This is a genomic window from Streptomyces sp. NPDC026417, assembly GCF_055567695.1.
The window spans coordinates 143,004-156,889 of record NZ_JBVHPY010000012.1 but is presented as its reverse complement, the minus strand read 5'-3'; the positions used below and the strand labels follow the sequence as shown (position 1 = coordinate 156,889).

At 75.6% G+C, this 13,886-nt stretch carries 7 protein-coding genes; 4 read left to right on the top strand and 3 right to left on the bottom strand.

Features of this window, described 5'->3' with window-relative positions; all coding sequences use genetic code 11:
- The 3 genes from ACZ4NT_RS20485 (at position 1) to ACZ4NT_RS20475 (ending at position 6,653) form a co-directional block, all read left to right on the top strand.
- Complete coding sequence (locus tag ACZ4NT_RS20485; RefSeq protein ID WP_467726744.1) at positions 1-888, top strand: alpha/beta fold hydrolase; 888 nt, start codon at positions 1-3, stop codon at positions 886-888.
- Positions 885-3,662 carry an AAA family ATPase gene (locus ACZ4NT_RS20480; RefSeq protein ID WP_467726742.1) on the top strand — a complete coding sequence of 926 codons (2,778 nt, stop codon included), beginning with the start codon at positions 885-887 and terminating at the stop codon, positions 3,660-3,662. The genes ACZ4NT_RS20485 and ACZ4NT_RS20480 overlap by 4 nt, the downstream gene beginning before the upstream one ends.
- A gap of 282 nt (positions 3,663-3,944) precedes the next feature.
- Positions 3,945-6,653 carry an RICIN domain-containing protein gene (locus ACZ4NT_RS20475; protein ID WP_467726740.1) on the top strand — a complete coding sequence of 903 codons (2,709 nt, stop codon included), beginning with the start codon at positions 3,945-3,947 and terminating at the stop codon, positions 6,651-6,653.
- Positions 6,654-6,672: 19 nt separating this feature from the next.
- Here the strand turns inward: ACZ4NT_RS20475 and ACZ4NT_RS20470 are convergent, their stop codons facing one another.
- The 3 genes from ACZ4NT_RS20470 to ACZ4NT_RS20460 form a co-directional block, all read right to left on the bottom strand.
- Positions 6,673-7,155 carry a universal stress protein gene (locus tag ACZ4NT_RS20470; protein ID WP_467726738.1) on the bottom strand — a complete coding sequence of 161 codons (483 nt, stop codon included), beginning with the start codon at positions 7,153-7,155 and terminating at the stop codon, positions 6,673-6,675.
- A 5-nt stretch (positions 7,156-7,160) separates the two neighbouring features.
- Complete coding sequence (locus ACZ4NT_RS20465) at positions 7,161-8,456, bottom strand: arsenic transporter (RefSeq protein ID WP_183117127.1); 1,296 nt, start codon at positions 8,454-8,456, stop codon at positions 7,161-7,163.
- 105 nt (positions 8,457-8,561) lie between these two features.
- Positions 8,562-10,937 (bottom strand): ATP-binding SpoIIE family protein phosphatase, encoded by a 2,376-nt coding sequence (locus ACZ4NT_RS20460; RefSeq protein WP_467726840.1) that lies wholly within the window; start codon positions 10,935-10,937, stop codon positions 8,562-8,564.
- Between the two features lie 896 nt (positions 10,938-11,833).
- Here ACZ4NT_RS20460 and ACZ4NT_RS20455 point away from each other — a divergent pair.
- Positions 11,834-13,780, top strand: coding sequence for an RICIN domain-containing protein (locus ACZ4NT_RS20455; protein WP_467726736.1), 1,947 nt, complete (start codon positions 11,834-11,836; stop codon positions 13,778-13,780).
- The last annotated feature ends 106 nt before the right edge of the window (positions 13,781-13,886 follow it).

Sequence of the window (13,886 nt, the reverse complement as noted above, 5' to 3'; positions counted from 1 at the left end):
ATGACGAAAGACCGCAGCGCACTGGCCGTTCACGACCACGGAGGTGAGGGTCTGCCGCTGCTCCTGCTGCACGGCGCGGGACGCACCCTCGCCGACTGGGCGGCCGTCGCGCCGATGCTCGTGCACCGGCACCGGGTGCTCGCGGTCGATCTGCGCGCCCACGGCCGGTCGCCCTCGGGGACCTGGAGCGTGCCCGAGGTGCTCGGCGACCTCGAATCCGTCCTGGCGGAGCACGGCATCCCGGGCGCGCTGCCCGTCGGGCACTCCCTCGGCGGCATGCTCGCCGTCCTGTACGCGCGCGAGCACCCGGACGTCACCCCCGGCGCGGTCAATCTGGACGGCTACGGCTGGGGCCGTCCCGACCAGTACGTGGGTCTCGACCCGGCCCGCGTCGAAGAACGCCTCGCGCAGCTCCGGGAGCTGGCGGTCGCCGCCTCGGGGCGGCCCCTCCCGCCCGACGGACTGCAGGACCTGCTCGCCCGGCAGCGCGTCCTCTCCGGTCAACTTGGCATCCCCTACGACCTGTTGGAGGCAGGCGTCCTGCGTGCCACGCACGAGCGCGGCGACGGCCGGCTGGAGCTGCGGCCCGAGCGCGAGCACGCGCTGGAGATGCTGTCCGCGGTCGACTCGCTCGACCTGTTCGCCGTCTTCCGGTCCACGGTGCAGCCCCTCCTCCTCGGCCGCGCGCTGCGGCCGCCGGTGCCGATCCCGGGCCTGGACTGGTTCGGCGGACTCATGGCCGCGTTCGCCGAAGGACTCACCCGGGACCTCGCCGAACTGGCCGCGACGCGGCCCGGCGTGACGGTCGCCGGCATCGACGCCACGCACGCGATGCTCCTGGAGAACCCGAGAGCGGTGGCCGACGCGATCCTCCGGTTCGCCTCGTGACGCCGGCCGGTGACGAGTGGATCGTCGGCCGCGAACCCGAACTGGGCGTGCTGGCCGGGCTGGTGACCGAGCCGACCGCTCAGGTCCTGCTGGTGACCGGCGGCCCGGGGCTCGGCAAGAGCGTGCTCCTGGACGCCGCGGCCCGCCTGGCCCGGCGGGCGGGAGCACGCGTGCTGCGCTGCCGCGGCTGCGAGGGGGAGTCGGAACTGGCCTTCGCCGGGCTCCACCAACTGCTGCGCCCGGTCCTGGACCTGGCCGCCGGTCTCCCGTCCCGTCAACGCGCGGCGCTGCTCGGCGTGTTCGGCGTCGAGGAGAGCGCCGAGTCCGCCGCGGACCCGCTGCTCATCGCACTGGGCACCCTGACGCTCCTGTCCGACGCGGCGACCCGGGGCCCGCTGCTGCTCGTCGCCGACGACGCCCACTGGCTGGACGTGGGCACGCTCGACGTCCTCGCCTTCGTCGCCCGGCGCCTGGAGGGCGAGCCGCTGACCCTGCTCGTCGCGGCGCGCGACGGTGCCGTCCCGGCTCCCTTCGCCCGCGAGGCCCGGACGCTGACCGTCGAACCCCTCGACGCGGCGGCGGCCGGCCGGCTCCTCGACGTCCAGCCGCAGCCGCCGGCCGGGCGGGCCCGCTCCCGGATCCTGGAACAGGCCGCGGGCGTGCCCCTGGCCCTGGTGGAACTGGCCCGGGCCGCAGGCCGCGATCCGGTCGCCGCGCAGGACGGCACCCTGCCGCTCACCGACCGGCTGCAGGCCATCTTCGCCGCGGACCTGCCCGGACTGCCCTCCGGAACACGGCAGTTGCTGCTCCTCGCGGCGGCCGCGGAGACGGCCGAGCTGCCCGTCATCCTCTCCGCCGCGGCGACGACGTCCGCGGACGGGCCGGCGACACCCGGCGACTGGCTGCCCGCCGAACGGGCCGGACTCGTCCGCATCGACGACGGCCGCATACGGTTCCGCCACCCGCTCGTCCGCTCGGCCGTCTACCAGAGTGCCACCTACGCCGAACGCCACGCCGCGCACCGGGCGTTGGCCGACGTGCTCGACGCCGAGCCCGACCGCCGCGCCTGGCACCGCGCCGCCGCCGTGTCGGGCGTCGACGAGGACGCGGCCCGGGAACTGGAGGACAGCGCCTCGCGCGCCCGGCGGCGCGGCGGCTATGCGGCGGCGGCCACCGCACTCGAACGGGCGGCCCTGCTCACCCCCGACCCGGACCTGCGCGCCCGACGCCTGGTGCAGGCCGCCACCATGGCGATGTACGCCGGACACCCGCGCTGGGTCGGGCAGATAGCCGCCCGGGTCGCGGCGATCGGTGAGGACCCGGCCGTACTGGCCGAGGCCTCGCTCCGGGCGGGCTGGGCCCTCGCCGTGACGACCCAGTTCGAGGGCTCGCTCGGCTTCCTGCTCCCGGTGGCCGAGGCCGCGGCGGACACGAACCCCGGGCTGGCGCTGGACGCCCTCAGCACGGCCACCACACCGGCGTACAACGCGGGGGGATCCGCGCACCGCGAGAAGATCCTGCGCACGGCCGAGCGTGTGCCGCCCCAGCAGGACGAGGCGGGCCGGCTGTGGATCCTGGCCGGCTGCGACCCGCTGCTGCACCGGTCCCGGGCACTCGGCCTGCTCCGGGGCACGGCCTGGACCGCACCTGCCGCCGGCCCCGAGTCCGGCGCGGCGTCCGACCAGCGGCTGTCGCGACTCGTCGTCGCGGGTGCGGCGGCCTGGATCCTCGACGAAACGGCCGAGGCGGTACGTCTGCTGGGTGCCGCGCTGGAACACCTGCGGCGCTCGCCGACCGCCGGGGCCAACGCCACCGTGGCCCAGGCCCTCGCCCTCGCCCTGTACGAGAACGGCTCCTGGACGGCGTGCCGGGAAGCCGTCGACGAGGCCTACCGCACCGCGGCGGAGGCCGGCCTGGAGAACGTGGCCGTCGGTTCGCCCGTACTCGGGGCCACGCTGCTCGCGCTGCGCGGCGACACCGAGGAGGCGCGCGCCGCCGTGCAGCGCGCCACCCGCGGCATCGACCTGCCCGACTGCCGCAGCCTGCAGGTACGGGTGCACTACGCGCTGGGCGCCGCCGCACTGGCCGAGGGGGACCACGCGGCGGCCTACGACCGATTCCGCGCCGTCTACACCCAGGACCCGGAGCCCGCGCCCCTGCACTTCCACGCCTCCGACTACTACCTGGCCGACCTCGCCGCGGCCGCCGTACGGACCGGTCGCGCCGAGGACGCGCGCGTGGTCCTGGCCGCCGTCCGCGAGCGGCTCGCCAGAGGAGAGGTGTCCGTGCGGCTCGACGCGGTGGTGCAGCGGGCGAGCGCCCTGCTGGCCGGCCCCGACGAGGCCGAGCGGCACTTCCTCGCGGCCCTCGCCGACCCGGCCGGCGACCAGTGGCCCTTCGAGCGGGCCCAGGTCCGGCTCGACTACGCGGAGTGGCTGCGCCGCAGACGCCGATCGGTCGAGGCCCGACCCCTGCTCGCCGCGGCACTCGACGTCTTCGAGCGGCTGGGTGCCCGTCCCTGGCGTGAACGCGCCCTCGCGGAGCTGCGTGCCGCGGGCGTCGCCCCCGGCCGGCCGCAGGTCCCGGACGCGCCGGCCGAACTCACCCCGCAGCAACTGCAGATCGCCCGGCTCGCGGCCACCGGACTCACCAACCGCGAGATCGGCGAGCGTATCTTCCTCTCACCCCGCACCGTCGGATTCCACCTTTACCGGATCTTCCCCAAGCTCGGTATCACGGGGCGGGCCCAACTCCGCGACGTGCTGGGCACGTAGGCTCACCGCCCCGCCCGGGACGGGGCGGTGAGCGCCGCGAAATGCCTTCCGGACGCCTTATTGACAAGGGGTCAACCTGCCGTCTCCCGAACACGGTACGAAAGTTTCGTGATCTCTTGTTCCGGCTCGGTGACCTGTGCAAAGGTGTGCCCTGCTTGACGGGGGGCGGTCAATTCCGTTTCCCCGTGCACGCATATGGCTTTCTGGTGGCCTCCCGCTGCGGAACTCCTGGTACGGACTAATGGCCGCGCGGGCTCTTGGAGGAAAGTGAACGTGAATGACGTGGCTCCGCCGAATTCCTCCGCACCCGGCCCCTCGCTCGCGGCGACGGACGAGCAGCTGGCCACGGAGCTGAAGAGGTACTCGGGAAAAGGGCCCACGCACCAGCCCGTCGGCGATCTGCTCGCCCGGCACTGGGAAGCCGCCTTCTCCTACGCGCGCCTGTGCACCGACGGGCCCCATCCGGCCGGAATGCTCACCACGGCCGCGTTCACCCGGCTGTTCGAGGAAGCGCTGAGCGGCAGCGGTCCGACGGCGGCGTGGCGGCCCGAGGTGCTGGTCGCCGTACGGCGGATCGCGGCCGAGTGGGACGCCGACCACCGCCGGGAGCTGCTCCACCCGGCGCTCCGCTCCGCCGCCGGGGGAGAGCCCGTCGCGCGCCTGCTGCTGCCCTCGGAGACCGGACGGCTGGTCTCCCGGGCCTTCCAGCGTCTCGGGGCGCCCGCCCGCTGCCTGCTCTGGCACATCGAGGTCGAGGCCGAGCAACTCGACGCGCCCGCAGCCCTGTTGGGCCTGGGCGTCGAGGACGCCGCCGTGAAGCTGGAGCGGGCCCGCTCGCTGCTGCGCGCGGGCTGCCTGGACGTCCACCGCGAACTGGCGCCCGACCAGGAGTGCCGCCGCTACAGCCGTCTGCTGGACGTCTCCCTCCGGCGTGACGACAACGTTCTCGACCCCGATCTGCGCGACCACATGACCACGTGCCGGCACTGCCGGTACGCCGCCGACCAGCTGAACCACCGCAACGGCCGGCTCGCCCCGCTGCTGGCCCACGCCGTGCTCGGCTGGGGTGCCCGGGCCTACCTCGACTCCCGGCCCGGGCGCACCGGGACGGCGGACGCCGCGCCCGCGCCGGGTGCGGTGCGCGGCGGCGAGCCGTTCGGCGCCACCGCGGCGACCACGGCTGCGGATCGACGCGGCGGCGCCGGGCCCGAGGGCGGGTCGCCCGCGTCCGGGACCGGTACGACCCCCGCGGCGGGGGTCCGCCGCCGCACGCGCCGCGCCGCGGCACACCGGGCGCGCGGCACCGCCGTCCGGGGCCCGGCACTCGACGGCAGCGGAGCTGCCGGGCCCTCCCGGGGCATCGGCGTCGACGCACTGTTCCGGTTCCGGCGCGGCGACACCCCGGGTCCCGCCGAGGACGGCGACCGGGACCGCGGTCCTGCGTCCGAACCGGCCGGGTCGACGCCCGGCCGCTCCGCCCTGCGGGGACGGAAGACCGGTCCGGCGGCGGGAACGACGGCAGGCACCGAGCCGACCGCCCGGCCGGAGCGGGACCTCCGCCCGACGGCGGGGCCGGCAGCGGGTACCGGACCGACCGGACGGACAGCGGAGGGTTCCGAACGCACCGCCGGGCGGGCGGGGAGCGCCCGGCGGACGGCGTCTTCGGCAGCGGTCGCCGAGCCGCCGGCCGCCCGGCCGGGAGCCGACGGGGTTCGGGCCGGCGCGGCGACGGCCGAGGGCGCCGGTCGGGTGGCCTTCCTGGCGGAGCGGGCACTGCGGACCGCCCGTGCGGCCCGTGCGGCTCGCGCGACCGCGGCCCCGGCCGCCGGGGCCGATCCGATGGCGTGGTCCGCGGCGGAGGGCGCTTCGGCCGGAGCGTCGGCTGCCGGGGGCGGGGCGGCTGCGTCGACGGTGGGGGAGGACGACCCCGCCGTAGCTGTGCCCGCGGCGGGCGATTCCACCCTGGCCGCCCCCTCGGGGGCGGGCGCTGGGGCCGGGCGGCCGGTGCTGCCCCCTCGGCCGCCGGACCCCGCGCGGGGAGGGATCCCCCCGCGGCCGTCGCTTCCCGCGGAGGTACCCCGCAAGCCCTCCGAGCCCCCGCGTCCCGCGCGGGCGCCGCGTGCGGGGTCCCGTACCGCCGCGCTCCGGGCGCAGCGGGTCGTGCGTCGTCGCCGCCAACTCGCCCTGGCCGTCCTGACGGTGAGCGCCTGCGTCCTCGTACCGCTGGTCGCGTGGGTCGGACACGGCTCGGACGAGGACGCGGACGGCGGCAAAGGGGCCGAGGGGGAGGGCAAGAAGGCGGCACCCGACGCGCCGCCCTCCTGGGTGGGAGCCGCGGACGACGGCCCCGTCGGAACCCTCCGCGGGCGGCTGCGCAATGCCGCGAGCGGACTGTGCGTCGGCCTCGACCGGAAGACTCCGGTGGCGGGCGCCGAGGCCGTCCTGGTGCCCTGCTCCCCGGCCGCGAACCAGCAGTGGGTGTACGAGACCGACGGACTGCTGCGCAGCCGTGCCGTGCCCGGTCTGTGCCTCGACTCCCACCTCGGCTACTCCGTCGTGCTGGGCACGTGCACCGGTCCGTCCGCGCCCGGAACCAGGGACGTGCGCTACGACTTCACCCTGCAGGGCACCGTCGTGCCCCGGTGGAACCAGGACCTCGCCCTGACGCCCGCCTCCGGGCGGGACGGCGCGGCACTCGTCCTCAAACCCCGGGCGGACGACTCGGCCGCCCAACGCTGGCTGACGGACACGTCGACGGACGAGCTGAAGCTGAAGTCGGTCACCTGGGACACGGTCGGCGCGTCGACGCCACCGGTGGACGAGGCTCCGGAGCCCTCCCGGACCCCCGCACCCGCCTCGACGCCGGCCCCCGACCCCGCCGCGTCACCCACAGCCGGGGGTTCCGGCCGCCACGGGTGGGACAGCTGCTCCTCCGTCGACTGCTCGTGGGAGGGCCACGGCGGCTGGTGGCGCCGCGACGGCCGGCGCTGACCCGACGGGCTGCGACCCCCTAGTGCGGAGGCGGCGGCAGGGTCGTGACGTCCGGCGCCGGTTCCGGCCAGACGAGGAGCACCGGACACGGTGCGTGGTCGACGACGAAGCGCCCGGCGGGCCCGAGGCTGTGCGGGCCGAGCCGGGCGCGGTCACCGTCACGGGCCAGGACGAGCAGGTCGGCGCCGTCCGCCGCGGCGACCACTTCGCGCTCGGCCCGCCCGGTGCGCTCCACCCGGGTGCACGGGACGCCCAGCCGCTCGGCCGCCGCGTCGAGGAGCTGAACGGCCGACGCCGTGCCGAGATCCTCCAGGCGGTCCCCGGGGTCGTTCTCCGGGTGGCCGCGGCCGAGCAGGCCCGCGAAGGCGCCGTGGGCGAGGCCGGGCACCTCGGGTTCGCTGACGTGCAGCAGGGCCACCTCCGCCGCCCGGGGTGCGTGGCTGCGCACGGCGTCCACGCACGCGGGCCAAGTGCCCTCCACGAGCCAGGCGATCACCCGCATGTCCATCAGCCTCCGAAGACCCGCAGTCCCGTCCACAGCGCCGCCACGGCGGGGATCAGCGCGGCCGGCACGGTGATCAGACCGAGCCGGGTGAACTCGCCGAGATCGACGCCGTGGTCGTGCTCGTGCACGATACGCCGCCACAGCAGGGTCGCCAGGGACCCGGCATAGGTCAGGTTCGGGCCGATGTTGACGCCGAGCAGTACGGCCAGCACCGCGCCAGGACCGGACGCGGCGGTCAGCGGCAGCAGCACCAGGACCGCGGGCAGGTTGTTGATCAGGTTGGCCAGCACGGCCGCCAGCGCGGCGATGCCGAGGAGCGCCAGGAACCCGGTTCCGTCCGGGAGAAGCCGCCCGAGGGCGTCGGAGAGGCCGTTGTCCACGACCGCCCGGACGACGATGCCCAGCGCCAGGACGAAGGCGAGGAAGGCCGGCGCGGTGGCGCGCACCACCGCGAGCGGAGTGGTGCGCCGGCGGACGAGCGCCCGGACGGCGAGCACGGCCGCCCCGGCGAGCGCGGACCACGCCGGGTCGAACCCGAGTGCCGAGGCGACCACGAAGCCCGCCAGCGTGCAGCCCACGGTGATCAGGGCGAACCGGGGAACCCCGGGCGGGGCGTCGGTGCCCGGCGTGGGGGCGGCGGCGTTCAGGTCGCGGGCGAAGAAGCGCCGGAACACCACGTACTCCGCGCCGATGGCGACCAGCCAGGGCAGCGCCATCAGACCGGCGAAGCGGGTGAAGCTCAGCCCGCTGGCCGTGAACGCCAGAAGGTTGGTCAGGTTCGAGACCGGCAGCAGCAGCGAGGCGGTGTTCGACAGGTGCGTACAGGCGTACACGTGGGGCTTGGGGCGCACCCCCATCCGCCCCGCGGTGGCGAACACCACCGGGGTGAGCAGCACGATGGTGGCGTCCAGGCTCAGCACGGCGGTGATCGCCGAGGCGAGTGCGAAGACCGCGGTCAGCAGCCGGCCGGGCCGGCCACCCGCCCGGTGGGCCATCCACGCCCCGCACGCCTGGAAGAGGCCGTCGTCGTCGCAGAACTTGGCGAGGACCAGCACGGCGGCCAGGAACCCGACCACCGGGCCCAGATGGGCGCTCTCCGCGCGGGCGTGGTCCCAGGAGATCGCGCCGGTCGCGACGGCCACGCCGGCCGCCGGGACCGCCACGACCGCCTCGGGCCAGCCGAACGGGCGGATCACGGCGCAGACCAGCACCGCCACGAGCAGGAGGACCGAGAGGGCCTCGGCGAGCGGGGTGTTCAGGGTTCGGTCCTCCGGGCGCGGTTCGTCGTGCCCGTTCATGAAAGCAGCCCGCACGGACCGCACCGTCACGGACCCGGCCGTACGACCCCGGCAAACCCGTTCACCGGCCGGAGTCCGCTCACCGGCCGGGCGGTCCGCGGCGCCTCATTCCTCCAGCAGTGCGATCTCCGCCCAGATCGTCTTGCCGTCGGCGGTGTGCCGGCTGCCCCAGCGCTGCGTCAGCTGGGCCACCAGCAGCAGTCCCCGGCCGCCCTCGTCGAAGGTCTTGGCCCGGCGCAGATGCGGGGCGGTGTGGCTGCTGTCGGACACCTCGCAGATGAGGGTCGTCTCGTCGTGGATGAGGCGCAGCCGGATCGGGTGCTCGCCGTACCGGATCGCGTTCGTGACGAGTTCACTGACCACCAGCTCGGCCGTGAACCCGGCGTCGCTCAGGCCCCACGCGTCCAGCTGCTCCACGACCTGCTTGCGGATCGGGGCGACGAGCGAGGGGTCGGCGGGCACGTCCCAGGCCGCCACCTGGGAGGACGGCAGCTCACGGGTCCGGGCCAGCAGCAGGGCCACGTCGTCGGAGGCACCGCCCGGGGGCAGCAGGGTCCGGAGCACCTCGCGGCAGGTGTCGTCCAGGGAGCCCGCGTACCGCTTCAGGACCTCGCAGAGCAGCTGCTGACTGGCGTCCAGGTCCCGCTCGCGGCTCTCCACGAGCCCGTCGGTGTACAGGGTGAGCACGCTGCCCTCGGCCAGCTCGAACTCGGCGGACTCGAACGGCATCCCGCCGAGACCCAGCGGCGGTCCGGCCGGCACGTCGAGCTGCCGCGAGGGGCCTTCCGGCGGGATCAGGATCGGCGGCAGGTGCCCGGCCCTGGCGACGGTGCAGCGGCGCGACACCGGGTCGTACACCGCGTAGAGACAGGTGGCGCCGACCTCGCCGGTGGTGCCGTCGCTCCCGGCCTCCGAGGACAGCCGGACGACGAGGTCGTCGAGGTGCGTCAGCAGTTCCTCGGGCGCCAGGTCGATGTCGGCGAGGGTCCGCACCGCCGTGCGCAGCCGCCCCATGGTCGCCGACGCCTGGATTCCGTGGCCCACGACGTCGCCGACGACCATGGCGACGCGCATCCCGGACAGCGGGATCACGTCGAACCAGTCGCCGCCGACCCCGGCGCGGGCGGCGGGCAGATAGCGCGACGCCGCCTGCACGGCGGCCGTCCGGGGGAGCGAGCGGGGCAGCAGGCTCCGCTGCAGGGCCAGCGCGGTCTCCCGTTCGCGGGAGAAGCGGCGGGCGTTGTCGATGCAGACCGCGGCCCTGGCGGTGATCTCCTCGGCGAGCAGGACGTCCTCGGCCGTGAAGGGCTCCGGACGGCGGAAGCGGCTGAGCACGGCGACGCCCAGGGTCGCGCCGCGCGCCTGGATCGGGACCGACATGGTGGCGTGTATGCCGTACTCGGCGACCCGGTCGCCCCGTCTGCGGTCCCAGGACATCCAGTCCGCGACGGCCGCGGACTCGTCGGGCGCGACGATGGTGCGGGCGGCGAGCAGGGAGTCCGCCTGGGGTGAGGCGGCGGGGTAGACGTCCGTCTGCCCGAGCGGGACCACGGCCTCGGGGGCGCCCGGGTTCACCGACCGGTGGGCGGCGCGGCGCAGCGTCACGGGCGCGGTGACCGGGGCGGGACCGGGGTCGCCCGACTGGTCCGCGGGTTCCAGCAGGTCGACGCTGACGAAGTCGGCGAGCGCGGGGACGCAGACGTCCGCCAGTTCCTGTGCCGTGCGGGTGACGTCCAGGGTGCTGCCGATGCGGACGCTCGCCTCGTTGACGACGCGCAGCCGCTCCCGGGCGCGGATCTGGTCGGTGAAGTCGTGCGCCGACAGGCACACGCCGAGTACCCGGCCGTCGGTGTCGGTGACCCGCGCGATCCGGGCCAGCCAGGCGTGGGCGTGCTCCTCGCCGCCCGCGCGCAGGTACGTCTCCACGTCGCGGGGGACGCCCGACACGAGCACGTCGTGCATGTGGCGTTCGAGCTCGCCGTTCTCCGGCTTGCCGCCGATCTCGGGGGCGCGCAGTCCGCGGACGTGATCCTCCGGGAGGCCGATGACCTCGGCCATGGCGTCGTTGACGCCCCTGAGCCTGAGCCGGTCGTCGTAGACGGCCGTCGCACAGGGGGACTGGGCGAGGGCCACCCCGACGAGGAGGTCGTCCGTGGGGCGCCGGGCGCCGCCGTCCGGCGCGCTGACCAGGAGCCAGTCGCTCGCGCCGCCGTCGTCGGGGCGCCGGTGGTGGGCGAGCACGCGGACGGTCCGTGAGCCGCCGTCGCGGTGGCGCAGGTCGAGCGTGCCGCTCCAGCGGTCCCCGTCCGGCGAGGGCGCGTGCCCGGAGGCCAGCAGGGCGGTGGCGGGGCGGCCCTCGACGTCGGCGGGCGCATGGCCCAGCAGGCGCCGTGCGCCCTCGCTCCAGTGGCGCACGATGCCGTTCTCGTCGACGACGGCCCGTGCCGAGGCCGAATCGTCGAAGGGAAGGACCGGGCCCATCGTCGCCACTCCCTTGCGCACACCCACAGTAAACAAGCGCGTCACTCGCGTTCCAGCCTAGTGGGTGACGGGGCCCGGCACCCTGGGGACGGCCGGTCCCGGGCCCCCGGCCGGGAAAACGGCGGCGATCGGCGCCCTGAGCAGGGCGGAACGGACCGCGGGCCGGAAGGAGGCGAGCCGATCGCCGAGGGGGTCGTGTGCCTTCTCGTCAGAAACTGTCCGTACGCGACGGGTTGTGGGTCGTTCCGGGGAACGGGTGCCGGACAACTGCCGGTGTCCGGTGCGCAGTTCGCCGTTCGGGAGGCGCGCGGAGCCGGCCGGGCGAGCACGTGGGCACCGCGGACGGGCACCGGGTGCCGGCGGGCCGGGTCCGGAGCCCGGTCCCCGGAGACGTCCCGGGGCCGCCGGCCGAGGGCGGGAGGAGCAGGGCCGGCGGCCGGTTTCGCGCGGGAGAGCCGCCGTCCCGCGCGGGGCCTTCGAGAAGGGCCGGATCCCAGTGGACTACGGAGTTACGCGCGCCGGGAGCGTGCGCGGGGCGCCGGCGCGGGCGGCCTCTTCACACGGGGCGCGTGGCATTTCGAAAGCCGGTGCGAGCGGCATGAGTTGCGGCGCTTATTGACTTAGTTTCAATTGCCGTCGATGTTCCCCGGACGCCTTGTTGGCCGAACGCGACGTGTGCAAGGGTGAACTCCCCGCGCAGGGGCAATGACCAGGTCTGATTCGCCACTCGGTATTCCGGGAGGCCGGCGGGCCCGAAAAAGGCCCTGGCAGACGGTCGTCGTGCAGCCTCGTCCCCGGCTGCTTTCCCCGGCGTTCGCAATAAGGTACGCACCAACGAAGGGCCATTCGGGCAAGCGGAACTTTTGCCGGAGTGCGCCCTGGAAGGAATCCGCTCTGTGCACACCCCCCACCCCCCACGGCCCGCTCATCCCCCTCGGCCCGGGCCGTCCTCCGGTGAATCCGACGAGAGTCTCGCCCTCCGCCTGAATGCCCACCCCGAGGGCGCTGCGCCGCACGCGGTCGCGCTGCTCATGGCGCGGCACTGGCAGTCGGCGTACGACTACGCGGTCGTCTGCCTCGCCTCCTCGGCGAACGTCGCCTCCATGGTGACCGCCGCCTCCTTCCACCAGGTCCTGCACGATCTGGCGCAGGGCGCGTCCGGCGCCGCACTGCGCCCCCTGCTGCTCGTCACGGTCCGGGACACCGTCCGGGACTGGTCCGGCGACGAGACGATATCCGCCGCTCTGCCGCAGCTGCGCAAACCCGCCGGGGGGCGCGGGCTGCGGGCCGCGACATCGGTGACGCCGGAAAACCGCCGGCTCGCGGAGCGCGCATTCCTGAGCCTTCCCGGCCCGGCCCGGTGCCTGCTGTGGCACACGGAGGTCGAAGCCGAGCCCATATCCGTACCGGCCGGTCTGTCGGGGCTCGGTACCGGTGGCGCAACGGCCGCACTGGAGCAGGCGCGTGAGCAATTCCGGACGGGTGTACTGCGTGCCCACCAGGAACTCGCGCCGACCAAGGAATGCCGCTTCCACAACAGGCTCCTCGATGTTCCCATTCGGCGTGGCGGTGCCCTGCTGCCCGATGTCCTGCAGCATCTGCAGGAGTGCCGCCACTGCCGATTCGCCGCCGAACAACTGAGCCATTTCGAGGGCGGGTTGGGCCCATTGCTCGCCGAATCGGTACTCGGCTGGGGGGCGCGGCGCTACCTGGAATCCCGCCCGGGGCGCGCCCGCCAGGGGGCGCAGGCGAAGGCGTCCGCCCCCCTCGGCGGGGACGGTCCGCGCGGCGGTGGACGCACCGGGGGCGGGCGGGCCCGTGCCGCGGGCGGCGGACGGCACCGGCTCCTGTCACGGATCCCCGCGTCGGCCCGCAACGCACAGCGCGGACTCGACACGCGGACCGTCGTCACCGGCCTCGGCATCGCCTCGGCGGCCGTCCTCGCGACGGTGCTCGTCGCGAGCATCTGGTCGCAGGACGGCGGTGGAGCCGACCCGGCCGCCTCCACCGGGGCGAGCGGCGCCACCGCGGCCTCGCCCGCGCCCGACCCGGGCTCCCGCACGCCGCCCGCCGCGTCGGCCCCGCCCGGCTCGGCCGGCCTGCCCGCGGTTCCCCGCCGGACCCGGCTGCGCAACCTCGCCGCCGACCTGTGCCTGGACATCAAGGGTGGCCGGGCCGACGCCGGCACGGGGACCGCGCTGGCGGTGTGCTCCTCCGCGTGGACCCAGCAGTGGTCGCTCGCGGAGGACGGACTGCTGCGCAGTGTCGCCGCACCCGAGTTGTGCCTGGACTCCCACGCGGACGCCTCCGGCCTGGTCGTTCTGGGCCGTTGTGCCGCCGGGAGCGCGAAGCGGGGCGACGACGTGCGCTACGACCTCACCGTTCGGGGCGAGTTGCTGCCCCGCTGGAACGAGGAGATCGCCGTCACGCCCGCCGCCCGGGATCCGAAGGCGGACGTGGTGTCCAAGGTCAGGGACGGTACCGACGACCAGCGCTGGGTCACCGACTCCCCGTCGTCCGGCCCCGATTCGCTCTCCATCGCCGGGACGGCCACCCCGCCGCGGAGCTCCTCCACCGCTCCGCCGCCCTCCTCGGACGCTCCGCACGAGCCGCGGGACGGGCGGGCCGACCCCTCGGTGCATCCGGAGAAGTCCCCGTCGGAGAGCTACCGGGAACGCCGGGCCGTGACCGTCGGCGACGACTCCGGCCGCGCCCCGGCGCGGCCCCTGCCGGTGCAGCCGTCCGCCGTGCTGGCGGGTGCTTCCGTGCCGGAGGGCACCGTCGTACCGGACGGTGCCTCCGTACGGGAGGCCGGAGCGGCCCCGGAGAGCGCCGGTCGCTGACCGCGCACGCCCGCGGGCGGGTCCGGGCCCGCCGGACCCGCCCTCGCGTCGGGTCCGGCACTGCGTGGGGCGCCCCGCACCACCCCTCCTTCCCCCAGGGGAGGGT